At 60.4% G+C, this 24,276-nt stretch carries 20 protein-coding genes and 1 pseudogene; 8 read left to right on the forward strand and 13 right to left on the reverse strand.

Annotated features, from left to right (window positions below; all coding sequences use genetic code 11):
- Nucleotides 1–28: 28 nt before the first annotated feature.
- The 4 genes from ACW9JE_RS08185 (at nt 29) to ACW9JE_RS08200 (ending at nt 4,175) form a co-directional block, all read left to right on the forward strand.
- The gene (locus ACW9JE_RS08185) at nt 29–778 is read left to right on the forward strand and encodes a hypothetical protein (protein WP_457432462.1); all 750 of its coding nucleotides are present in this window, start codon (nt 29–31) and stop codon (nt 776–778) included.
- Nucleotides 779–991: 213 nt separating this feature from the next.
- On the forward strand, nt 992–2,392 hold the full coding sequence (locus tag ACW9JE_RS08190; protein WP_457432463.1) for an amino acid permease: 1,401 nt from the start codon (nt 992–994) through the stop codon (nt 2,390–2,392).
- 37 nt (nt 2,393–2,429) lie between these two features.
- Nucleotides 2,430–3,812 carry an NAD(P)/FAD-dependent oxidoreductase gene (locus ACW9JE_RS08195; RefSeq protein WP_457432464.1) on the forward strand — a complete coding sequence of 461 codons (1,383 nt, stop codon included), beginning with the start codon at nt 2,430–2,432 and terminating at the stop codon, nt 3,810–3,812.
- Nucleotides 3,813–3,824: 12 nt separating this feature from the next.
- Nucleotides 3,825–4,175, forward strand: coding sequence for a cupin domain-containing protein (locus ACW9JE_RS08200; RefSeq protein ID WP_224539958.1), 351 nt, complete (start codon nt 3,825–3,827; stop codon nt 4,173–4,175).
- A 121-nt stretch (nt 4,176–4,296) separates the two neighbouring features.
- Here ACW9JE_RS08200 and ACW9JE_RS08205 read toward each other — a convergent pair whose 3' ends face one another.
- From ACW9JE_RS08205 to ACW9JE_RS08235, 7 genes are all read right to left on the reverse strand, one after another.
- A complete protein-coding gene (locus tag ACW9JE_RS08205; protein WP_457432465.1) occupies nt 4,297–5,745 on the reverse strand; it encodes a PucR family transcriptional regulator in 1,449 nt (482 codons plus the stop codon).
- Nucleotides 5,746–5,991: 246 nt separating this feature from the next.
- Nucleotides 5,992–6,588 (reverse strand): cytochrome c3 family protein, encoded by a 597-nt coding sequence (locus ACW9JE_RS08210; protein WP_457432466.1) that lies wholly within the window; start codon nt 6,586–6,588, stop codon nt 5,992–5,994.
- 9 nt (nt 6,589–6,597) lie between these two features.
- A complete protein-coding gene (locus ACW9JE_RS08215) occupies nt 6,598–7,083 on the reverse strand; it encodes a nitrate reductase cytochrome c-type subunit (protein ID WP_224539952.1) in 486 nt (161 codons plus the stop codon).
- An 11-nt stretch (nt 7,084–7,094) separates the two neighbouring features.
- On the reverse strand, nt 7,095–9,599 hold the full coding sequence (napA, locus tag ACW9JE_RS08220; RefSeq protein WP_457432467.1) for a nitrate reductase catalytic subunit NapA: 2,505 nt from the start codon (nt 9,597–9,599) through the stop codon (nt 7,095–7,097).
- Complete coding sequence (locus ACW9JE_RS08225) at nt 9,596–9,856, reverse strand: chaperone NapD (RefSeq protein WP_457432468.1); 261 nt, start codon at nt 9,854–9,856, stop codon at nt 9,596–9,598. The genes napA and ACW9JE_RS08225 overlap by 4 nt, the downstream gene beginning before the upstream one ends.
- A 33-nt stretch (nt 9,857–9,889) precedes the next feature.
- Nucleotides 9,890–10,057 (reverse strand): periplasmic nitrate reductase, NapE protein, encoded by a 168-nt coding sequence (gene napE / locus ACW9JE_RS08230; protein ID WP_224539946.1) that lies wholly within the window; start codon nt 10,055–10,057, stop codon nt 9,890–9,892.
- A 159-nt stretch (nt 10,058–10,216) separates the two neighbouring features.
- Nucleotides 10,217–11,125, reverse strand: a complete 909-nt coding sequence (locus tag ACW9JE_RS08235) for a LysR family transcriptional regulator (protein WP_457432469.1) — start codon at nt 11,123–11,125, stop codon at nt 10,217–10,219.
- Between the two features lie 94 nt (nt 11,126–11,219).
- Here ACW9JE_RS08235 and ACW9JE_RS08240 point away from each other — a divergent pair, with 94 nt between their 5' ends.
- From ACW9JE_RS08240 to ACW9JE_RS08250, 3 genes are all read left to right on the forward strand, one after another.
- Nucleotides 11,220–13,175, forward strand: a complete 1,956-nt coding sequence (locus ACW9JE_RS08240; protein ID WP_457432470.1) for an aconitase family protein — start codon at nt 11,220–11,222, stop codon at nt 13,173–13,175.
- A 1-nt stretch (nt 13,176) separates the two neighbouring features.
- A complete protein-coding gene (gene rraA / locus ACW9JE_RS08245) occupies nt 13,177–13,689 on the forward strand; it encodes a ribonuclease E activity regulator RraA (RefSeq protein WP_457432471.1) in 513 nt (170 codons plus the stop codon).
- 91 nt (nt 13,690–13,780) lie between these two features.
- Entirely contained in the window at nt 13,781–15,097 is a 1,317-nt protein-coding gene (locus tag ACW9JE_RS08250; protein WP_457432472.1) for an MFS transporter, read from the forward strand.
- A 102-nt stretch (nt 15,098–15,199) separates the two neighbouring features.
- On the opposite strand, the gene ACW9JE_RS08255 is transcribed toward ACW9JE_RS08250, so the two are convergent.
- The 6 genes and pseudogenes from ACW9JE_RS08255 to ACW9JE_RS08280 all read right to left on the reverse strand — a co-directional run bounded on the left by ACW9JE_RS08255 (nt 15,200) and on the right by ACW9JE_RS08280 (nt 21,425).
- A complete protein-coding gene (locus ACW9JE_RS08255; RefSeq protein ID WP_457432473.1) occupies nt 15,200–17,623 on the reverse strand; it encodes a TonB-dependent siderophore receptor in 2,424 nt (807 codons plus the stop codon).
- 98 nt (nt 17,624–17,721) lie between these two features.
- On the reverse strand, nt 17,722–18,705 hold the full coding sequence (locus ACW9JE_RS08260) for a FecR family protein (RefSeq protein ID WP_457432474.1): 984 nt from the start codon (nt 18,703–18,705) through the stop codon (nt 17,722–17,724).
- A 55-nt stretch (nt 18,706–18,760) separates the two neighbouring features.
- Nucleotides 18,761–19,273, reverse strand: coding sequence for a sigma-70 family RNA polymerase sigma factor (locus ACW9JE_RS08265; RefSeq protein ID WP_175377663.1), 513 nt, complete (start codon nt 19,271–19,273; stop codon nt 18,761–18,763).
- A gap of 318 nt (nt 19,274–19,591) precedes the next feature.
- Nucleotides 19,592–19,690: pseudogene (locus tag ACW9JE_RS08270) on the reverse strand (hypothetical protein); the annotation flags it as partial.
- A 147-nt stretch (nt 19,691–19,837) separates the two neighbouring features.
- The gene (gene cfa / locus ACW9JE_RS08275) at nt 19,838–20,992 is read right to left on the reverse strand and encodes a cyclopropane fatty acyl phospholipid synthase (RefSeq protein WP_457432475.1); all 1,155 of its coding nucleotides are present in this window, start codon (nt 20,990–20,992) and stop codon (nt 19,838–19,840) included.
- Between the two features lie 16 nt (nt 20,993–21,008).
- A complete protein-coding gene (locus ACW9JE_RS08280; RefSeq protein ID WP_224540753.1) occupies nt 21,009–21,425 on the reverse strand; it encodes a DUF6306 domain-containing protein in 417 nt (138 codons plus the stop codon).
- A 402-nt stretch (nt 21,426–21,827) separates the two neighbouring features.
- On the opposite strand from ACW9JE_RS08280, the gene tynA reads away from it, so the two are divergent.
- Nucleotides 21,828–24,116 carry a primary-amine oxidase gene (tynA, locus tag ACW9JE_RS08285; protein WP_457432476.1) on the forward strand — a complete coding sequence of 763 codons (2,289 nt, stop codon included), beginning with the start codon at nt 21,828–21,830 and terminating at the stop codon, nt 24,114–24,116.
- Nucleotides 24,117–24,276 lie beyond the last annotated feature (160 nt).

Genomic DNA, 24,276 nt, shown 5'->3' on the forward strand with positions numbered 1-24,276 from the left:
ACAGTTCTCGACAGGACTTGAGGTGAAGATGAGACCCGTGCTTTCCCTGTTTGCCAGCCTGCTGGCAAGTCTTTCGGTACCGGCTCTGGCCGATACCTTCAGCACCGCCATCGGCGTCGACTATTCCAGCGGCGACTATGGCACGGGTACCACCTCGGAAATCTGGTACGTGCCGGTCGTGGCCAAGTACGAAACCGGCCCCATGATCTACAAGGTCACCGTCCCCTGGCTGCGCATCACCAACCCCGAAGTCGGCCCCGACGGCGATCCGCTGCCCGGCGGTTGCCGGGACGTGGAAAGCGGCATGGGCGATACCGTCACCAGCGTCGATTACGCGGTGCTCGATGGCAGTGAAGGCGGGCTGCTGGTGGACCTGATCGGCAAGGTCAAGTTTCCCACCGCCGATGAAGACCAGTGCCTGGGCACCGGCAAAACCGACTACACCGCCCAGGTCGACGTGGCCAAGGGCTTCGGCCGGGTGACCGGCTTTGCCACTTTGGGCTGGAAGAAATACGGCGACCCGACGGGTACCGATTTCGACGATCCGTTCTTTGCCACCCTGGGCTTCGCCATGCCAGTGGCCACCCGCACATCGGCGGGGCTTTCCTATGACTGGCGGGACAGGGTTGTCTCCACCGGTTCGCAGATTCAGGAGCTGACCCTGTTCCTCACCCACCGGCTCAATCATGAGTGGAAGGTCCAGTTGTATGCGGTCAAGGGCTTTTCCGATGCCAGCCCGGATGCGGAGGGTGGGTTGATGTTGTTCCACACCTTCTGAAAGATTTCTTTGTCTGATACATCGCCTTCGCGGGCAAGCCTCGCTCCTACGGGTTGAACATCTGTAGGACCGAGGCTTGCCCGCGAATAGGCTTCATACATTTGTCTAACCCGACACCATCCCCCTAGGATTTTGTCGATGTTCAGCCTCATCGGTCCTCCCTAGTCTTCAACCCAGGCGCTGTTGATGACTAACAATAAAAGGAGACAACCGATGCCTATTCAGACTGAACACGATCCACGTTTGAAGCGTGCCTTGAAGACGCGACACATCAGCATGCTGGCCCTGGGCGGGGTTATTGGCGCCGGGCTGTTCGTGGGGTCCAGCGCGGTCATCGCGTCCACCGGGCCCGGTGCTTTCATCACTTATGCGATCACCGGGATCATCGTTGCCCTGGTGATGCGCATGCTTGGCGAGATGGCGGCGGCGCATCCCGCCAAAGGCTCTTTCGTCGACTACGCACGCATGGCCTTCGGGCGACCGGCCGGTTACATGACCGGCTGGCTGTACTGGTATTTCTGGGTGATCGTGGTCGGCTTCGAAGCGGTGGTCGGCGGGCAGATCATCAATGGCTGGTTCCCCGACATACCGGTGTGGATCATTGCGCTGGGGCTGATGGTGAGCATGACCCTGCTGAACCTGATGTCGGTGCATTCCTTCGGTGAAGCCGAGTATTGGTTCGCCGGGGTCAAGGTCGCGGCCATCATCGTGTTCCTGCTGGTCACTGGCGCCTACGTGTTCCATCTGTGGCCGGGCTCGACCGCAAGCTTCAGCAACCTTACCGACCATGGCGGGTTCCTGCCTCACGGTCTGAGTTCGTTGTTCACCGGCGTCGTGGTGGTGATCTTTTCCATGACCGGCGTCGAAGTCGCGACTCTCGCGGCTGCCGAATCTGAAGACCCTTCGCGCAACATCCGCAAGGCCGTCAACACCGTCATGGTGCGGATTCTGGTGTTCTTCGTGTTGGCGACCTTCTTCATTGTGGTGGCGCAGCCGTGGACCGAAATGAAGGCCGGCAAGTCGCCGTTCGTGGCCACCCTGGAGCACATCGGCATCCCTGGCGCCGGTCACATGCTGACGGCGGTGATTCTGGTGGCGGTGCTGTCAGTATTGAACGCCGGGCTCTACACCTCATCGCGACTGCTGTACGTGCTGGCGTCCAACGACGAAGCGCCGCGCTGGATCGCCGGCGTCAGCCGCAAGGGCGTGCCGGTGCGTGGGGTGATCGCATCGACGCTGGTGGGCTATGGCTGCGTGGTGATCGCGGCAATCTGGCCAGACACCGTCTTCCAGTTCCTGATCAACTCCTCCGGCACGGTGTTCCTGTTCGTGTACCTGGTGATCTGCCTGTCGCAACTCAAGCTTCGCCGCCGCTGGTTGCAAGAGGGCAGCCTGAAGTTCGCGATGTGGTGGCACCCCTGGCTGCCGCTGTTGGTGACGGCCTCGATCATCGCCGTTCTGGTGAGCATGGCCTTCGATCCGTCGATGCAGCTGAGCCTTGGGCAATGCCTGATCGCCATCGCCGCGATTGCCGCGTCGTACGGACTGCTGCGCCTGTTCCGCAGCCGGCAACGGGCCGGTGAAGTGGCCGCGCAGCGCACACCTGTCGCTTGAAACTCCTTGTTCATGGCCGTCTATGGGAAGCCATCCGATGTCAGCAAAAATTGATTTGACCCAACTGCCCAACAAGCCGCTCTGGTTCGAGCAAGGCCCGGGCCGTGCGCGGCTGGAAGGTTCGGTGGAGGCGGATGTCGCCATCATCGGCGCCGGATACACCGGCTTGTGGACGGCCTACTACCTGCTCAAGAGCGACCCGTCGTTGCGCGTGGTGCTGGTGGAAAAGCACGAAGTCGGGTTCGGCGCCTCGGGCCGCAACGGCGGCTGGGCCTCGGCGATCTTCCCGATTTCCCTGGACCGGGTGGCGCAGATGTATTCCCACGAAGCGGCTTTGAAGCTGCAGGGCGCGATGAACCACACGGTCGACGAGATCGGCCGTGTGCTGGCTCTGGAAGGGGTCGATGCGGATTACGCCAAGCAAGGATTTTTGTCTCTGGCTCGCAGCGCGCCGCAGCTTGACCGGGTGCGGGCAACGGTGGAGGCCTCGGCGCGGTTCGGGCTGCCGGATCAGTGGCAGATGCTCGATCAGGCCCAGGCTGTCGCCACGGTCGGTGCGCGGGGCGCATTGGGCGGGTTGTACACCAAACATTGCGCGCTGATTCACCCCGGCAAGCTGGTGCGCGGGCTGGCGAAGCTGGTCGAGCAGATGGGTGCGACCATTTATGAACATTCGGCGGTCACTGAGCATGCGCCGGGCGTTGTGCGTACGGCGCAGGGTTCGATCAACGCGAAGTTCACGGTACGCGCCACCGAAGCTTTCACTTCGCAGCAACCGGGGCACTCACGCTTTGTGATTCCGCTGTATTCGCTGGTGCTGGCCACCGAGCCGTTGCCTGAGGATCTAAGGCGCAAGCTGAACCTGCATCACCGTTTGGCCTTCAACGATATGCGTCACTTGCGTGTGTATGGGCAGGTGACGGCCGAGGGGCGTCTGGTGTTCGGTGGCCGGGGCGCGCCTTATCAGTGGGGCTCGAAGATTTCCGAGGATTCGGATCTGGTGGACAACGTTCACAGCAAGATCCACAAGACGATGCTCGAATTCTTCCCGGACCTTGCCGATGCCCGGATCACTCATCGCTGGGGCGGCGCGCTGGGCGTCTCCCGGGACTGGTGCCCGACCGTGAGCATCGACCGCAAGAACCGCATCGCCTGGGCCGGCAATTACGTTGGTGATGGTGTCGCCACCAGCAATCTGGCAGGCCGCATCCTGCGCAACCTGATTCTTGAACAGGACGACGACATCAACAGCTTGCCGATCGTCAACCATCGCTCACCGTCCTGGGAGCCCGAGCCACTGCGCTGGCTGGGAGTGAACAGCGGACTTGCCGCCGCGTCCCTGAGCGATATCGAAGAGCGCCTCACCCATCGCCCATCACGCACCGCCATGTTGCTGGAAAAGCTGACCGGTGCGCATTAACAGGAGAGCTTCATGCCAACTTTCACCATTATCAAAAATGCCGCTATTCATGAGTTGCCGCTGACGGCCGCTGGTCAGCGTGCGGGGGCAGACAAGGGCGATCCGCAAATTGCTATTCAGACTTTGGCGCCTGAAGCGACGGGTAATCTGGGGGTTTGGGAATGTCAGCCGGGGGGATGGCCGGTGGTCAATCGTCCGGATACGGAGTTCACCTACATCCTGTCTGGTCGCGCCCAGCTGACCGATGACGCCAGCGGGGAAACCGTGGATGTGCGCGGCGGGGACCTGATCATTTTGCCGCCGGGCTGGACCGGGCGCTGGGATGTGCTGGAGACGGTGAGGAAGGTCTACGCCATCTACTGATCCAACCCCAACCCTGTGGGAGCGGGCTTGCCCGCGAAGAGGCCGGCAGCTTCAACATTTTCATTGGCTGACCCACCGCCATCGCGGGCAAGCTCCCACAGGTTTTTCGAGTGTTCCGGGGTTACGGGTTGTTATCGAACAACTCGGTATTCTTCCCCGCTTGTATCGCAATCCAGAACCGCGCGATTCCCTGCGTGGTCGTGGGCTTGATGCCCGTCAGTTGCTCCACCAGTTTGAGTCGGTAGACCAGGGTCTGGCGATGAATGTCCAGGTCCAGCGCAGTAGCCTTCCAGTTCCCGTCGTTCTCCAGAAAGGCCATCAACGTCGCCAGCAAGGCCGCGCGTTGGGTTCGGTCGTGCTCGATCAGCGGTCCCAGGTAACGCCCCACCAACGCCCGGGCTTCGGCCAGGGATTTGGGCGCCATGATCAGGCCGGTTTCCGCCTCGCCGTAGCGCAGCACACCGGCATTCAGTTCCTGGGCCTGCATCAGCGCAAGACGCGCTTGTCTGACGCTTTCGCGGAAACCCGTCGCCGTGGCGATGGGCCCGCTGACGCCGATCGCTGTACCTGCGCCGAGACTGGCGCGAAGGGCATCGAAAATCTCGCTGTCATCGTGACAGAGGGCGATCAGCAGATCGTTATCACTCAGCAGCAAAGGGCACGTACGGTGAAAGACCGGAGCCTGATGCAATTCATCAGCTGCCCACGGCCCATTGATGCCAGGCCTGATCGCCACGCTGACCAGCGTCCCGGCCAGCCCGCGTTGCGCCAGGATCGGCCGCGCCAGGCTGAACTCGGTTTCATTGGTCAACAGACTGCGGAGCAACGCCGATCCCTCATCGCGCTGCAGGTCGCGCTGGATCATCAAACGCTCCAGTTCGACCCCCAGAAGACCCACCAGTGAACGCACCAGAATCGGATCACTCTGGGTTCTTTCACCCTTGCGAGCCATGACCAGATTGGCCCGAGTACGCCCGCCAATCGGGATTCGCTCAAGGCGTTCTGCCGCAGTTTTATACACGGTGGCCGACTCGACGATTGCAGTGCCACTAACCGCGTCCTCGATGCTCAAACTCAAATCCAGCGTGCTCGCCAGGATCGACAGCCGACCGGCCATGTCCGGCTCCTTGCGCAGCGCCTCGGCATAGGTCTGAAACAGCCGCTCGCTGGCATTGAAGCGCTCGCGCTGCGCCTGCAGCACGCTTTCGATCACATAGTGGGAGAGCTTGACGAACTCCAGCTCGAAGCTGCCCCGAAGGATGGGGAAGAGCAGGCGGTCAGCGGCGTCGAGCATCAGGTCGGACAGTTCCGGGGCGTCATCGCGAGGCGCGACCACCAGGGCGCTGGCGTTGCTCTGCACCAGTTGTTCGAGCCAGGAAACCTGTTCGTCCGCATCAAAGGGAATGCCGCCGCAGGTGGTCATCACCAGATCACCCGGGGAAACCCAGCGCCATGGGTCCGGCAGGTCGACGGCATGGGCCCAGGTGATGGTCCTGCCGGTGCCGGTCAGGCCGGCGATCGCGCGCAGTTTCAGTATATCGATATCGAGCAGGTCCTGGACCGTGAGCATGGTGGGGGTGATCCGGCGGTTTCGAGGGGGCCTATGGTACCCGTTCACATCCCCCTGTAGGAGCGAGCTTGCTCGCGATGGCGGAGTGTCAGGCCCATAAATTTCGGATGAACCACCGCCTTCGCGGGCAAGCCCGCTCCCACAGGGATTTCGGTTGTTTGCAAGATGTGCGTACACCCACAGAACCTGTGGGAGCGGGCTTGCCCGCGATGATCCCAAGAACACCGCGGGTCTAACGTCGGACGGTCACCAACCCTTGACCCCACTCATATCCGGCAACTTGTGCGCGATCCCCTTATGGCAGTCAATACAAGTCGCCTCACCCTTGGCCAACGACGTCGAATGCATCGCTGCCGCCCTTTTGCTCTGCCGGGTGAAATCCATGAACTCGAAGTTGTGGCAGTTGCGGCATTCGCGCGAGTCGTTGGCTTTGAGCCGGGCCCATTCGTGTTCTGCCAGCTCGCGGCGCATGGAGAGGAATTTGTCGCGGGTGTCGATGGTGCCGAACAGCTTGCCCCAGACTTCCTTCGAGGCCTGCATCTTGCGCGCGATCTTGTGGGTCCATTCGTGGGGCACGTGGCAGTCCGGGCAACTGGCGCGTACGCCGGAGCGGTTGGTGTAGTGGATGGTCTCCTGCAACTCGACGAAAACGTTATCGCGCATCTCGTGGCAGGAGGTGCAGAACTTCTCGGTGTTGGTCAGCTCCAGCGCCGTGTTGAAACCACCCCAGAAAATGATCCCGGCGATGAAACCGCCCAGCGTCAGGAACCCCAGGCTGAAATAAACGCTGGGCCGACGCAGGATGCCCCAGTAATCCTTGAGCAGGGCGAACAGTGCTTTCATGGCGCCTCCTCAAGGCTTCTTCGCGTTGTTGGCGTCGTCTTGCAGAATCTGGTCGATGGTCTCGAAGCTGTTGCCCACCAACGGCTGCACGTCTTTTTGCGGCACATGGCACTGGGTGCAGAAGTAGCGACGCGGTGACACCGCCGCCAGCGGCTGGCCGTCGCGATCCATGTAGTGGGTGATGCTGATCATCGTCGCCTGGCTGCGCGGGCTGTTGGCCCGGCTGTGACAGGACAGACACTTGTTGCCGTTCTTGTCGATCTGATAACCGCGGATGGTGTGGGGAATGGTCGGCGGTTGCTCCGGGTAATTGCGCTCGCGCTTGATGTCCTTGTTTTCATCCTCGGCCAAAGGCGGTGCCTGCATTTCCTGGGTGATGGTGCCACCGGGGCGCCGTCCGTTGGGGGCCGGCGCATCCAGCGGGTAATTGACTTCGGCGGCGATGGCCGCGCCGATCACGGCGAGCAAAAGCAACGGCAGGATTCGAAAGGTCATGACGGTTCTCCTCATGCCGCGCTGATCAATTCGATGCGGATGGCGCATTTCTTGTAGTCGGTCTGCTTGGAGATCGGGTCGGTGGCATCGAGCGTGACCTTGTTGATCAGCTTGTTGGCATCGAAGAACGGCACGAACACCAGGCCGCGCGGTGGCTTGTTGCGCCCGCGGGTTTCGATGCGCGCACGGATCTCGCCGCGCCGGCTGATCAGTTTCACCTCGCTGCCGCGCCGTGCCTGCAAGGCCTTGGCATCTTCAGGGTGCATGTACACCAAGGCGTCGGGCACGGCCTTGTACAGCTCATCGACCCGTTGGGTCATGCTGCCGGTGTGCCAGTGTTCGAGCACGCGCCCTGTGCTCAGCCAGAACGGGAATTGCTCGTCCGGGGCTTCGGCCGGCGGCTCGTAGGGCAGAGCGAAGATGATCGCCTTCTTGTCCGGCTGGCCGTAGAACTGCACGTCGCTGCCGGTCTCGACATAGGGGTCGAGCCCTTCGCGGTAACGCCAGCGGGTTTCCTTGCCGTCCACCACCGGCCAGCGCAGGCCGCGCTCGCTGTGGTAGCGGTCGAAGCCGGCCAGGTCATGACCATGGCCGCGACCGAACTGCGCGTACTCTTCGAACAGACCTTTTTGCACGTAGAAACCGAAGGCCTTGGCCTCGTCGTTCTTGAAGCCGTTTTCGATCTGCGCCACCGGGAACTGATCGACCTGACCGTTCCTGTACAGCACATCGAAAAGGGTCTTGCCTTTGAGTTCAGGAGACTTGGCCAATAGCTCGGCAGGCCACACCTCATCGGTCTTGAAACGCTTGGAAAACTCGATCAGCTGCCAAAGGTCGGACCTGGCATCACCCGGTGCGCTGACCAGTTGGTGCCAGAACTGCGTGCGCCGTTCGGCGTTGCCGAAGGCGCCTTCCTTCTCTACCCACATGGCGCTCGGCAGGATCAGATCGGCGGCCTGGGCGGACACGGTGGGATAGACGTCCGAGACGATCACGAAGTTTTCCGGGTTGCGCCAACCGGGCAACACCTCCTGCATGATGTTGGGGCCGGCGTGCATGTTGTTGCTGGCCTGGGTCCAGTAGACGTTGAGCACGCCGTCCTTGAGCATGCGGCTCTGCTGCACCGCGTGGAAGCCGACCTTCTCCTGGATGGTGCCGGCGGGCAGCTTCCAGATCTGTTCCGCCGTGGCGCGGTGCTTGGGATTGGTCACCACCAGGTCGGCGGGCAGACGGTGAGAGAAGGTGCCGACTTCCCGCGCGGTGCCACAGGCCGAGGGCTGACCGGTCAGGGAGAACGGGCTATTGCCCGGTTCACTGATCTTGCCGGTGAGCAAATGGATGTTGTAGATCAGGTTGTTGGCCCAGACCCCGCGGGTGTGCTGGTTGAAACCCATGGTCCAGAACGACACCACCTTGCGCTTGGGATCGGCGTACAGCTCGGCCAGGCTCTTTAGGCGGTCGGCCGTGACCCCGGTTTCCTTCGCCGTGCGCTCCAGGGTGTAGGGTTTGACGAAGGCGGCGAAATCCTCGAAGGACATGTCGGTCCAGGTGTTGGCCTTGTCGGCGTTCTTCGCGTTCTTTTCCCGTGGATCGTCCGGGCGCAGGCCGTAGCCGATGTCCTCGGCGCCCTTGGCGAAGCGCGTGTGCTTGCTGACGAAATCCTTGTTCACCGCGCCGCTTTCGATGATGTGGTTGGCGATGTAGTTGAGGATCAACAGGTCGGTCTGTGGCTTGAACACCATGGGGATGTCGGCGAGATCGAAGCTGCGGTGTTCGAAGGTCGACAGCACCGCAACCTTGACGTGGGGCTGGCTCAGGCGTCGGTCGGTGACGCGGCTCCAGAGGATCGGGTGCATCTCCGCCATGTTCGAGCCCCAGAGCACGAAGGCGTCGGTGGCTTCGATGTCGTCGTAGCAGCCCATCGGCTCATCCATGCCGAAAGTGCGCATGAAGCCCATCACCGCCGAGGCCATGCAGTGCCGGGCGTTAGGGTCGATGTTGTTGCTGCGAAAGCCGGCCTTCATCAGCTTGTTAGCGGCGTAGCCTTCCCACACCGTCCATTGCCCGGAGCCGAACATGCCGATGGATTCGGGGCCCTTGTTTTTCAGGGCCTGCTTGAATTTCTCTTCCATGATGTCGAAGGCCTTGTCCCAGCTGATCGCCTGGAACTCGCCCTGTTTGTCGAACTTGCCGTCTTTCATGCGCAGCAGCGGCTGGGTCAGGCGGTCTACGCCGTACATGATCTTCGACAGAAAATAACCCTTCACACAGTTCAGCCCACGGTTGACCTCGGCTTTTACATCACCATGGGTGGCGACCACCCGGTTGTCCCTTGTCGCGACCATCACGCTGCAACCGGTGCCGCAGAAACGGCAGGGCGCCTTGTTCCAGTCCAGGGTGACCATGTCGGCTTCGGTGATCAGGTTGCTTGCGGAAGTGGCGATCGGCAGGCCGGCAGCGGCGGCGGCAATGGCGGCGGCCTGGGCCTTGACGAATTCCCGGCGGGACATGCTCATTCGGTTTCCCCTGCGTGGTCGAGGATTTGGTGATAGATCAACGCGGCATTGAGAACACCGGGCAAGTTGTTGATCTGTTCGATGCGTTGCAGGATCTGCTCTTCGTGGGTTGCCTCAAGTACCACCACCAGTTTTCCGGCGGGACTTTCCTGATGCAGTTCCAGATGATCGAGAAGACGCAAGTTGGCTTTGACGGCTTCGAAAAGTTCGGGCCGTGCAAGTACTACGAGACTGGCTATATGCAAGGTTTCATCCATGGGCTGACTCCGTCGGGCGCTTACCAAAGTTGATCAGGCAGGCGGTCCAGGCGGTCCGTAGAGCATTTGGAAAAACCAGACGATGAAGCCGTAGCCGCCGACAATCGCCACCGACAGCAAGGGGAACAGACAGACGACAAGAAACAGGAACAGCCGGGTTTCCTTTCGGCGCTGTGTTTTTTGTTCTTCAGCCAATGACATTGGTTTATCTCCAGCCGAACTTCAAAACAGCCTAGTTCACTATAAAAACGAGGGTTTCATGTTGGCGGGATTGGCGACCGGCGGTAATGATCTAAATCAATTGTTGGCTCATTGAAAGTTTATCAACACTATTAAGAGGCATTCGCATTAATAGTTGCGCTAGTTGGCAACCTGCGCGCAAAGAAACTCCAGAAAGCTTTTGCTCACCGTCGTCAGATACGGGGCAGGGCGCGTCACGATGTGAAAACGCCGGGTCGCCCAACTGTCCGTCAGCGTGACGATGCAAAGCCCGGGGCCGTCGGTGTAGCTGATCGCCTGTCGGGGAATGACGGCGATGCCCAGGTTGGCCTGCACCATGCGGCACACCGCGTCGAAGCTCTTTACATGAACCTCATAACTGATGGTCTTTTTTGAGCTGCGCGCCGCCTGATCGAGCATGCGGTAAAGCGGGCTGTCCTTGTGCAGCGCAATGTGGCTGAACGCCAATGTCTGTGCAAAGGACACCTCGGGAAGATCAGCCAGCGGATGGTTCTGCGGCACGACCACCACCAATTCATCCGAATGGTAGTCATGCACTTCGAGCCCGCGCTCAACCGCTCCCGCCAGATCCGTGCTGATAGCCAGATCACTCTGATTGCTCAGCACCGATTCCACCGCCTCTTCGCTGGTCTGCTCCTGCAACTCTATCGCGACCTCGGGGAAAGCATCGCGGTACGCGCGCAGATCCTGCGGCAGAAACTGGATGATGCTCGAACGATTGGCGCCCACCCGGATATGCCCGCGCTGGCCATCGGCGAAACCCGACATTTCGGCGCTCATCAACAGCATGTCATCAACCACGCGTCTGGCGTGCTCCAGCAGACAGAGACCGGCCGGTGTCGCCTCGATTCCTTTCTTGTGCCGGTAGAACAAGGGCGTGCCAATGGCTTCTTCAAGCTCGGCGATGCGCTTGCTCACCGCGGACGGCACCATGTTTTCCCGCTCCGCCGCGCGGGCAATGCTGCCCAGTTCACAGGCGGAAATGAAGAGCTTGAGGGAGGTCGGGTCGAATCGCCAGATGGAGTGCATTGAGTACCGATATTTGGTGATGGCTGTGCTGATGAATGATCACTATCGCTTGAAGGTGCGACGTTTAGTATCCCTCTCAGTGAGGAGATAGAACATGACTAACACAAAAATCCGCTTTGACGGACGCATCCTGTTCCTGTCCGACAGCAGTGAAGCTGTGAAAGCTCAACTGCAGGGACGCGACTTGACCACGGCAGAGGCCTTGCCGCTTCGCGACAATATTTCTACCGACGAAATCACCCCGGTGGTCATCATGATGACCTACGACCATCGCCTGGGTGAGTTTCCTTATGTGGGCTTCAAGACCCAGGGCGTGCTGCCGATCGGCAATTTTGCGGTGAAGAACGGCGGCTTCCAGATCACCGTGGCCGGCAAGCGTTATGGCAAGGGTTCGTCCCGCGAGTCCAGCCCCCTGGCAGAGAAATCCGCGGGGATTCGCCTGATCATCGCCGAGAGTTTCGAGCGGATCTATCGCCAGAACTGCGACAACATCGGTATCTATACATCGACCGATTTCGGCCTGATCTCGCGGATTCGTGCAGGTGAAGCCATCGATATCGAGGAGTTTCTCGTCGGGCGTGACGCGGTTACGCAAGCGGTGATTCGTGCGGGCGGTCTGCTGCCTTACAGCAAAGCCGAATTACCGCCGCGAGACGAAAAGGTCTTCAATCCGATTCCCCGTGATCGTCCGCTGACCCTGGTGGAAAAGATCATCGAGCGTCGGCGCATCAGCCAGGGACCGGTGGCGCGGGGCGATGGTCTGTTCATTTCCGCCGACTGGCGCTTCAGCCATGACTACTTCACCGGCATGTGCGCGCACTTCATGCACGAGGCGTTCGGTGAGGCGGTGAATCTGGTGCGCCCCCAGGAAATCATCGCCTTCCAGGATCACCTGATTCTCGCCAACCAGAGCTTTCCCCATGTGCGCGACAACCTGCTCGCCGCCGTCGGCGGACTGGCCTCGGCCCATGACGAATTCGTCCGCCGCTACCCGGTGGTCGCCCATGGCGCGTTGAAGGAAAGCAGCGGTTCTGAAGGCATCTGCCATGCCCTGATGACCGAACAGCACGCGATGCCGGGCCAGGTGGTGGTGGGCACCGATTCCCATTCGCCACATTCCGGCGCCCTCGGTTGTCTGGCGTTCGGGGCCGGCGCCACCGACATCGCCAACAGCTGGGCCACCGGTTACATCCGTTGCCGAATGCCCGAGATCATCCGAGTCGAACTCAGCGGTCGGCTCAAGCCCGGCGTGACCGCCAAGGACGTGGTGCTGGAGCTGCTGCGCAACGAGTCGATCCGCCAGGGCAACGCCATCGGTGCGGTGTTCGAGTACAGCGGCGAAGCGGTGCGGGCCATGTCTATCGATGAGCGGGCGACGCTGACCAACATGGTTGCCGAGCTGGGTGGTTTCACCGGGATCGTCCAGCCGGACCAGAAGACCGTCGATTTCATCCGCGAGCGGCGCGGCGTGGAGATCGTGCTGGAGGACTGGCTGTTCAGTGATGAAGGTGCCGAGTACAAACAGCAGTTTTCCATCGACTGCTCGCGCTTGACGCCTCTGGTCGCGGCGCCCGGAGATCCCGGCAATGGAGTGGCGCTGGCAGAGCTGGATCAACAGATCGCCGTGGACATTGCCTACGGCGGTTCCTGCACCGCCGGCAAGCGCGAAGACTTCGATTACTACCACGAAGTACTGGCGTGGGGTGTGGAGCATGGCTTGACCATCGCCGAGCACACCCGGCTTTATCTGCAATTCGGCACCCTGGCCGTTCGCGATTACTGCATCGAACAGGGTTACCTGAAGACCTTCGAGCGTCTCGGCGTCGAGTTGATCATGCCGGGCTGCGGCGCTTGCGCGAACTGCGGGCCGGGCTCGTCGACCCGGGCCGATCAGGTGACGGTCAGTGCGATCAACCGCAACTTCCCCGGTCGATCCGGACCGGGGCAGGTGTGGCTCGCCAGTCCCTATACCGTTGCGGCCAGCGCGCTGCTTGGACGCCTGGGCAGTTTTGAAGAATTGCGTGAGTCGGCCCGCCAGGAGGTGGTTTGAGATGAACCTGTCGACCTCTGATCTGTGTGATCGGCACGCAGCGCTGCTCATCGACGGCAACCTGCGGGTATTGCCGGGTGACTGGTGCCGGTTCGGCGCACTTCAGCGTTTTCAGGGGCCGGTCGTCACGCTCCAGGCCCATGGCTGCAATGGCGAGATTCGAACGCTGCTGGCAGGCAACGGCGAAGGTCGGGTACTGGTGATCGATGCGGGACTCAATCCCCTGGCGCTGCTGGGCGACAACCTGGCGGCCCTGGCGCTGAAAAATGGCTGGGCCGGTGTGCTGATCAACGGCAATGTGCGCGACTCGGCACAGCTTGCGCAAACGCAATTGGGCATCTTCGCCACCGGATGCTGGCCGGTTCGCTCGAATAACGAGAGCGGCGGCATCGTTCAAGAGGTGCTGACGATACGCGGTGTCGATGTGTTTCCCGGCGACTGGCTGTATGCCGACCCTGACGGGGTGCTGCTCAGTCGCATTGAGTTACCCGGCGCTTTGGAGGGTCCAAGGTAACTCGCACGCTGAAGATTTCCTGATGCTATAGCCGGTCGCCAGTGGCGCCGGAATGAATGATCTCCAACAAATACAATTACGGAGAAATGACATGGCTACTGCAATTCAAGGCGCTGCGATCGATACCGCCGGTATCGATGAACTCCTGCTGTACCGGCGTATCGCCTGGCGGATTCTGCCGCTGACCATCGTGTGTTTTCTGTTTTCCTATTTCGACCGTATCAATATCAGCTTCGCCAAGACCCAGATGCAGGCCGAGCTTGGGCTGTCGGACGCCGCCTATGGTTTTGCCGCGAGCATTTTCTTTTTTGGCTACGTGCTGTTCGAAGTGCCCAGCAGCTATGGCCTCAAGCGGTACGGCGCGCCCAGCTGGATCTGCCGGATCATGGTCTCCTGGGGGCTGGCGACCGCGGCGCTGGTGTTTGCCTATAACGAGTACACCCTGTACTTCCTGCGCTTTCTGATCGGCGTGATGGAGGCGGGTTTCGGGCCGGCGCTCCTGTTCTACCTGGCCTGCTGGTTTCCCAAGAAGAACCTGGCGAGCATGAACGGCCTATGGTTCCTGTCGATCCCGCTGGCCGGGGTGCTGGGCGCGCCGGTGTCGGGGATGATCCTGGAATACATGAACGGTTTTCTCGGGCTGGCCGGCTGGCACTGGCTGTTCGTGCTGTCCGGATTGCCTTGCAGCCTGTTGGGCGTGATCGTGCTGTTCAAGCTCGACCGGGATATCCAGTCAGCCAAGTGGCTTACCCAGGGTGAAAAGGATTTGCTGCAGCGCAATCTGGATAACGACAAAAAGGTGAACAAACCGATCCAGTCGTCGCTGTTTAAAGTGATCTTCACCCGGCAGGTGGCGGTGCTCTCGGTGATCTATTTCATGATCAAGCTCACCGGCTACGGGCTCAATTTCTGGATGCCGCATTTGATCAGTGCGTCGGGGATCAAAAGCGAGCTGACGGTGGGGTTCCTGACGGCGCTGCCTTATCTGGTGGCGGCGATCGGCATGATCTACGTCACCCGGCGCTCGGATGCCACCGGAGAGCGGCGCAAGTATCTGTGGCTGTGCATGATGGTCGGCGGGGTGGGTTACTTCGCGGCGTGCTACTTCAATGATCACTATGTGCTGCTGACGTCATTTCTGGTGCTGGCGACTGCCGGTGTGTTCATTGCCATTCCGATCTTCTGGACGATTCCGCAGCAGGCGTTTACCGGGTTGGCCATTGCGGGCGGGATTGCGGCGGTCAACACCGTTGGCCAGCTCAGCGGGATGGTGGCGCCGTTGTTGGTGGGGTATATCAATGATGTGAGCGGCAATACCTACATGGGGATGCTGGCTTTGGCACCGTTCTGTGTGATTTGCGCAGGCCTCATCTACTGGGGGCTGCCGGATGATCGCAAAACCGTCTGACCGGCCGCGTCATCGTTTACCACCATTCGCGGGCAAGCCTCGCTCCTACAGGGGTTGTTGTGATCACCAACCCATGTGGGAGCGATCCGGCAAGCGGGTCTATCAGAACCCTACACTGGCCTGCACAAAGAACGTCCGCGGCGCACCCACGTACATCCCCGCATTGTTGTCGCTGGACCGAGTGAAGTACTGCTTGTCGAAGACGTTCTTCACCCCTGCCCCCACCTTCAAGTTCGACAACGAAGGCCCGAAGTCATAGCCGCTGCGCACGTTCCAGGTGACGTAACCCGGAATATCGCCGTACTGGCCATCGGCAGTGCCTTCGGTGATGTAGTTGTTGGTGAAGCTGCCGTCGGCGTTCACCGCGACACCCGGCGCGCGCTGCTGGGACTGGGCGAAGGCATCGATGTTATGGGTCCAGCGCTCGACGTCGTAACGCAGGCCGACAGTGGCCACCTGACGCGAGTAGAACGGCAGGTCGCGGCCCTTGAAGCCCGGAATTTCACCTTCATACACCGCGCGGGTATAGGTGAAGCCGGCATTGGCGGTCAGGCCCTCGAGGCGTGGGTCCAATGCCGCCAGGTCGTAATGCATCGAGGTTTCGATACCCCGGTGCGTGGTTGCGCCCAGGTTGGTCCAGCCCGCATCGTTGCTGATGTACTGCAGCTCTTTGTCGAAGTCGATGTAGAACAGCGTCACTTCGCCGCCCCACACGTCATCGTTGTAGCGCGTACCGATCTCGTAGGTCTTGGCCTTCTCGGGTTCCAGGCCGTTGGCCGTGTTGTCACCCGAACCGCCCTGGCCGAGCTGGAAATACTGCAGCGAGCCGAACGAGGTTTCGTAGTTGGCGAACAGTTTCCAGGCATCGGACATGTGATACATCACGCTCACCGCCGGCAGCGGCTCGTTGCTCTCGATGCTGCGGCGTTTTTCCTGCACAGGCCGGCCGGCGGTGTCGAGTACCGGGCGATCATGCCATTCGGTGCTGATGTGTTCGAAACGCACGCCCGGGGTGATGGTCCAGTTACCGACATCGATTTTGTTATCGATATACACCGAGTGAGCCTCGGTGCCACCGGTACGGTCCTGATAGACATGGCCATCCGAGCCCGGACGCACCACCGGCACGTTGTTGACCAGCGCCAGGCGGCTCGCCTCTTCGTGCATGCCTTCTTTGAGGTAGCGATAACCGACGCTGACTTCCTGGGTCGTCGGGCCGACGTCGAACACATGGGACACCCGCGGCTCGATGCCGAAGGTGTAGTAGGTGCGCGGGAACGAGCCGATGGTCTTCTGGTCGCGGGCGGCGATGTTGCTGCCACGGAAGCTGTCGGTGTAGTAGGTCAGCACTTCGGCCTGGGTGCGGTCGTCGATCTGCCGGGCCCACTTGAACGACACGTCCTTGCGGCGGCCGCTGAAGTTGTCGTTGTTACGATCGGACTGGAACGGGTCGGCGTCGTACTGGGCCTGGGTCAGGCCGCCGGGCATGTCGGCACTGCCGTCGTAGTAGTGAAAATTCAGGCTGAAATCGTCGTAATCGGTCGGCGCCCAATGGGTCTTGAGGATCACGTCGTCGATGTCGTTGCCGTTGTTGCGCTCGCGGTAGCCATTGCCGTTCACGCCCGAGTACAACAGCGCCACGCCCATGCCGTTGTCGGCGGTGCCGCCCATGAAGGCGGTGTCGATGTGCTTCCAGCCACCGTGCTGGGAAGTTTCCAGGGTGGTGCCGATTTCAGCGGTCGGTTGTTCCGGGATGGCGCGGGTCACGAAGTTGATCACGCCGCCCACGTTCTGCGGCCCGTAGCGCACGGAACCGGCGCCGCGCACCACGTCGATGCTGTCCAGGTTGCCTGAGGAAATAGGCGCCATGGACAACTGCGGTTGGCCGTAGGGAGCGAAGGCCGCCGGCACGCCGTCGATCAGCACGGTGGAGCGTGGCGAAAGGCGCGACGTCAGGCCGCGCACACCGACGTTGAGGGAAATGTCGCTACCGCCAGTGCCGTTGGCTTCCTGCACCTGCACGCCGGGTACGCGTTTGAGCACATCACCGACGTTCATCGCGCCCTGCTCGATCATGGCTTCGCGGCGGATCACCGTCCGCGCGCCCGGGTGGTTCTGCACCACGGCGGCATCGGCATCGCCCAGCCAGTCGCCGACCACCTTGATGTCGGTCGCGGCCAGTTCCAGCGGACCGTTGGAGGCCTGCGTCGGTGCGGGCATCAGGGTCACCGAACCTTCATCGATGGAATACTGCAGGCCGCTGCCTTGCAGCAACTGACGCAGCGCTTCTTCCGGCGAAAGATTGCCATCCACCGCCGGGGCTTGCTTGCCGGCGACCAGGTCAGGGCTGAAGAAAACCTGCAACGAGGTTTGCTGACCCAGCTGAGTCAGGGCCTGACCCAATGGTTGTGCCTGGATGTGGATGGCATCGGCGGCGAATGCCTGAGGCATCGCAACGTTGACCGCCAGCGCGAGCGCCAGCGGCAACCAAGGGAAGGTCGGGGTTTGAGCGGTGGATTTTTTCACGTCGAACGTATTCCTGTGGATCGCAAGAGTGTGCGCTTGTTAATGCAAACCAGTTGCAGTTGAACAGGAAGACGCTGAACTCGAAAAAAACCTGAATTTTATTTTGAAATTATTTCCTGACTGCCGTCATCGAGGGTGCGAACGGCCACCGGAAGGATGCTCGGCAAGGCTTTGAGCAGCGCATCAGTGTTGTCGGATTTGAACACGCTGGTCAGGCGCAGGCTGCCCACGGCCGGGCTTGCGACCGTCAGTGGTTTGGCCCGATAACGCGACACCTGCTCGGCGACATCGCTCAAGCTTGTGTTGTTGAACACCAGCTTGCCGTTGCGCCAGGCGGTCATTTCCGTCGGGTTGACCGCGTAGGCGGCCGCGACCTTGCCCTGGGCATCGACATGGGTGCCGAGGCCCGCGGTGAGGCTGATGAAATCGTTGTCGGGCGCCGAACGGCCCTGAACCTTGACCGTGCCCTGCTCCACCACCACCCGCGTGTCGGTGCTGCCACGGCGCACATCGAAACGGGTGCCGGTGACCGTGACCTTGCCGCTGCCGGCTTCGACCACGAACGGCCGGCTGCTGTCATGCTGGACGCTGAACATCGCCTCGCCTTCCGTCAGCTCGATGCCACGGCGGTTCTTCTCAAAGTGCACCTGGATCTTGCTGCGGCTGTCCAGGTCCACGGTCGAGCCATCGGGCAGCGCCACCTGCCGGCGCTCGCCGAGGGCTGTGGAAAACTCCGCGGTGTAAGGCGATGGGTGATTCAGACCGCTGAACAGTCCCAGACCGAGCGCCACCGCCACCACACTGGCGGCCACCGCATAACGCAGGATCGGCCGGCGCTTGATCGGCGCCGGCGCCTCTTCGCACAGCGCCAGAAGACGCTCCGACGGCACCAGGTCGGCGGCTTTCCAGACGCCTTGAAGACATTCGAATTCGGTTCGGTGTTGAGGGTGCTCGTCCAGCCAGTGTTCAAATTGGCGATACATCTCGACATCAACGGCAGGTTCCTGCAAACGCACAAACCACCGCGCCGCGTCATCGCGAACTGTTGTTTGCCCGCACGCGCAATCACGAGTATCCATCATGGAAGTTCCTGTTTGGCTGGGGATAAAAATAGACGCCCTACAGCGGCGGCGCGCATCACGATTGCAGTCCATCAAGGCGGTCGCGCAGATGCCGCAACGTGCGGATCATATACTTTTCCACCATGTTCTTGGACAGTCCCAGGCGTTCGGCGATTTCCGCCTGGGTCAGGCCTTCGATCTTCTGCCAGACAAACACTTTGCGGCAGTTGATCGGCAGCTCCGTGAGCGCCCGCTCGATGGAATCAGCCAATTGGATCGCATGCATGTAATGCTCCGGGTCGCCGGCTGACGACACACTGAGATCGATCGCCTCTGACTCCATGGCGCCCCGTTGCTCCTCACGCCGATCCTCTCGCCGATAGGCATCCACCGCGATATTGCGCGCGGTCTGGTGCAAATACGCCCGTGGCTGCTGCACCGCCGCCGAATCGGACTCGAGCACGCGCACGAAGGTGTCGTGAGCCAGATCCTCGGCCTGCTGACGATTTCTCAGGCGACGAGTCCAGGTCCCGACCAACTCTTCGTAATGCTCGAAAAAGCCGTGTCTGCGGGGCAACTTGAGGGTCATTGCGGTGTGCTGTGTGAACGGGGCGTGAATAGTAATGCTTCGTATTAAGCTGAAGCAATGACTTGTGGTCGGGCGTTGTTTTCATTCGCGGAGGGGCGTTTGGTGGGGAGTCGAAGAAATGACAGAGGGCGATAAGTCGGCAATTTACTTTGTGGCGAGGGGGCTCGCCCCCGTTCGGCTGCGCAGCAGTCGTAAATCCTGCCAATGCGGTGTAACTGAAGGACCGCGGTGGCAGGTTTTGGGGCCGCTTCGCAGCCCAACGGGGGCGAGCCCCCTCGCCACAAAGTGCGCGTCGATCTCGAAGGAATGGTACTGCTTTCAGTACGCAGCCTGATAAATCGCCAACGCATCCGCCTCACTCACTTCCCGCGGATTATTGATCAGCAACCGCTGCTGCAACATCGCATCCCGAGCCAGGGTCATTCCAGCAACCAGCTAAGCACCACGAAATCTGCAGGAGCGAGCTTGCTCGCGATGGTCGTCAACGTTGACGCGGGTTGCCTGATGCCCCGCGGTGTCTGGGCTTCCATCGCGAGCGTGCTCGCTCCTACAGGGGATCGGTGCTCAGCTGACGCGGGAATAGCCCCCCATCACCCCTTTCTTCGACAACACCCACTGCCACAACTGGATATCCCGCGCGCGAAACGCGCCGGCGCAGGACAGCAGGTAGTACTTCCACATCTTGTAGAAGCGCTCGCCCAGTTCCGCCGAGAACAGCGGCCAGTGTTGTTCGAAGTTGTCGAACCAGGCCATCAGGGTCTTGTCGTAATCGGCGCCGAAGTTGTGCAGATCCTCGGCGACGAACAGGCCTTCGATCGAAGTGGCGATTTGTGCGATGGAGGGCAGATCTCCATTGGGGAAAATGTATTTGTCGATCCATGGATCGGGGGCAGTTTTGCTGATGTTCTTACCGATGGTGTGCAGCAGGAAAAGTCCGTCATCCTTGAGACAACGATTGGCGGTTTCCATGTAAACGCGATGGTTCTTGCGCCCTACATGTTCGAACATGCCGACGCTGACGATATGGTCGAATTGCTCATTCACATCCCGGTAATCCTGCAACCTGAATTCGATCGGCAAGTGTGGATAACGCTTTTTTGCCCACTCGCTTTGTTCTTTGGAGATGGTGACGCCGACACATTCAACGCCATAGTGCTCGGCCGCATACGACATGAAACTGCCCCAGCCGCAGCCAATGTCGAGCACCTTCATGCCGGGTTTCAGATCAAGCTTTCGGCAAATCAGATCGAGCTTGGCGTTTTGCGCATCTTCAAGGGTGCTGGCGTCTTTCCAGTAACCGCAGGTGTAGGTCATGCGGCCGTCGAGCATGCTGGCGTAGAAGTCGTTGCCCAGGTCGTAATGCCTCTGGCCGACTTCCCAGGCCTTGTCCTGGGTCTGGCGATTGGTGAATTTCGCCGATAGCGCATGGAGAATGATGGCGAACGGGTTGACCGTGTCGGTGACCCCGGAACGCATCAGCCGGGAGAAGAACTCGTCCAGCTCCTGGGAATCCCACAACCCCGCCATGTAGGCCTCGCCCAAGCCCAGGTTGCCCCTGGACAATGCCGCCTCGGGCACGCCATCGCCCAGCAGGGTCATGTCGAACGGCGCGCAGCCGTTCATGGACAAACCCGCAGACTTCAACAATCCCTGCACAAACCGATGAGCCTTGGTCTGGTTTGCTTGCGTATCGGTACAGCCAGTCAATTCAGTCCGCATAAACAACCCTTACACATCACGTATATTTAAGATTGAACGCATCACTATTGAGCACATGAATCTTCAGAACGTTTTCCAGTTCTTTTCGAACAAACTTCTCGGGAATAAGCGCAAGGTTGGAGTTGAGTTTCTTGATCACCCAACGCTGTCCTCTGTCGATAAAGAACAATCGGTCGACGATGTCTTCAATGGCCATGGCCTTGTTGTAAAACTCGCCGACGCTGGCACTGGGTATGCCACCCAGGTACTTGATGCAGTCCCGTATGCGCCGGCAACTTTCCGCCTCGCCTTTCTGAATCTTGTTCAACAGTTCCTGCTGCTGTTCTTCGGTCGCTTCCTTGAGTGTTTCCGTTGCCAGCCGCGCGCCGGCGCGTTCCGCTTCGAGCAACTCCTGAAGCAGGCTGATGGTTTCGTGCTTGACTAATTCGCTCACGATAATCGACTCCTGAAACGTCGTTCACGAGCATATCCCCGGCCATTTACACAGCCGTAATGAATATTGATGAGCCTTCAAAGCAAAAATATTGATGGAAAACCGGCGAGCGCAACCGATCAATGGCGCCAATGTTTAGTGCAAAAAAAATGCAGGCAACCAGCAATAACTTGAAGCTGTAGCGAGTGAACTAAAACAGTAAATCATTGAATCCATACGACTAATTCACTATTTACTTTCAACATTGATATAAAAAACCAGTTCCACCGAGCCAAACCGTTCAGCGGAAATGTTGCCTCAGGCACAAATCCGAAGGATTCTGGCAGCCATTCCAATGCAGCCATTCACCGGCTGCTGCAAAGTGCTGGCATGCCTGACCCGGTATTCCCGAAGGAACCCAGAATGTTCACCTCCCTGAAAACAAAAAACAGAAAACAACTGGCCCCGCTGGCCCTGGCCATCGCCTTGGGCACCCTTGGCCTGCCTTTCTTTGCAGGCGACGCGCTGGCCCATGGCGGCCACGCGGAAATGGTGCCGCTGCAAGCGGGCCTCGAGGAATTCGGCGCCTCGGTGAAGTGGGACGACTACGCCGATGTCTTCACCATCGCCAAGGACGGGGTCTTCCTCAAGGTCAAGCCGAACAGCAAAGTGGCCATGCTCAACGGCAAGCGCATGGAGCTGACGGTGCCCGTGGTGTTCAAGGGCCAGACCGCCTACATGTCCAAGGACTTCATCAACCAGGTCTTCCAGTCGGGCCTGGACACCACCTTCGTCGTGGAAACCCGCCCTAACCCGCTCAACCCATTGAGCGCGGATGAAATCACCACGGCGGTGGACATCGTCAAGAAATCCGAGAACTACAAGCCGGGCTTCCGCTTCACCGAGGTCTCGGTCAAGGAGCCGCCGAAGGATCAGGTGTGGAATTTCGCCTTCACCGGGCAGAACGTCGCGCAACCGCGTGAGGCCTCCATCGTGGTACTGGACGGCAAGCATGTGATCGAAGCGCTGGTGGATCTGGACAGCAAGCAGCTCAAGTCCTGGAAACCGATCGAGGGCGCCCACGGCATGGTGTTGCTGGATGATTTCGCCACCGTGCAATCGGCGGTCGAGGCCAGCCCGGAATACGCCCAGGCCCTGGCCAAGCGCGGCATCAATGATGTGAAGAAAGTTGTCGCCACGCCGTTGACCGTCGGCTACTTCGACGGCAAGGACGGCCTGGCCCAGGACAAGCGCCTGCTGAAGATCGTCAGCTACCTGGATGTCGGCGACGGCAACTACTGGGCGCACCCGATCGAAGGCCTGGTGGCGATTGTCGATCTGGAACAGAAGAAGCTGATCAAGATCGAAGACGAAGCGCTGATCCCGGTGCCGATGAAACCCACGCCCTATGACGGACGCGGGCGCAAGGGCGTGGCGGTCAAGCCGCTGGAAATCACCGAGCCCGAGGGCAAGAACTACACCATCAGCGGCAACAGCATTCACTGGCAGAACTGGGACTTCCACGTGCGGATGGATTCGCGGGTCGGGCCGATCCTGTCCACCGTCACCTACGACGACAAGGGCAAGAAGCGCAAAATCATGTACGAGGGCTCGCTGGGCGGCATGATCGTGCCTTACGGTGACCCGGATGTCGGCTGGTACTTCAAGGCCTACCTGGATTCCGGCGACTACGGTATGGGCACCCTGACTTCGCCGATCGCCCGTGGCAAAGACGCCCCGGAAAATGCCGTGCTGCTGGACGCGACCATCGCCGACTACACCGGCGCGCCGACCAAGATTCCACGAGCCATGGCGATTTTCGAGCGCTATGCGGGGCCCGAGTACAAGCACCAGGAAATGGGCCAGCCGAACCTGAGCACCGAGCGGCGTGAACTGGTGGTGCGTTGGATCAGCACCGTGGGCAACTACGACTACATCTTCGACTGGGTCTTCCAGCAGAACGGCACCATCGGCATCGACGCCGGCGCCACCGGCATCGAAGCGGTCAAGGGCGTGAAGTCCAAGACCATGCACGATGACACCGCCAAGGAAGACACCCGCTACGGCACGCTGCTCGACCACAACATCGTCGGCACCACGCACCAGCACATCTATAACTTCCGCCTGGACATGGACGTGGACGGCGAAAGCAACTCGCTGGTGGAAGTGAACCCGGTGGTGCTGCCCAACGACCGCGGCGGCCCGCGCACCAGCACCATGCAGACCGAAACCAAGGTGGTCAGCACCGAACAACAGGCCGCGCAGAAATTCGACCCGTCGACTGTGCGCCTGCTGACCAACTTCAGCAAGGAAAACAAGGTAGGCAACCCGGTCTCCTACCAGTTGATTCCGTATGCCGGCGGCACGCACCCGGTGGCCAAGGGCGCCAACTTCGGCAAGGATGAATGGCTGTACCACCGCCTGAGCTTCATGGACAAGCAACTGTGGGTGACCCAGTACAACCCTGAAGAGAAGTACCCGGAAGGCAAGTACCCGAACCGCTCGGACAAGGACTCGGGCCTGGGTCAGTTCACCCAGGACAACCACTCCATCGAAAACACCGACGACGTGGTCTGGCTCACCACCGGCACCACCCACATCGCCCGCGCCGAAGAGTGGCCGATCATGCCGACCGAGTGGGTGCATGTGTTGCTCAAGCCGTGGAACTTCTTCGACGAAACCCCGACCTTGAACCTCAATGCGCCGAAGTAACACCCAAAGAAACCGGCAAGAAACTGTGGGAGCGGGCTTGCTCGCGAAAGCGTTGGGTCAGTCGACAGGGATGCTGAATGTACCGGCCTCTTCGCGGGCAAGCCCGCTCCCACAGGGTTCCGGGTTGTTTGGAGATGCTGTGATCGGCACAAAAAACTGT

The sequence above is a fragment of the Pseudomonas sp. SDO55104_S430 genome, from assembly GCF_054070595.1.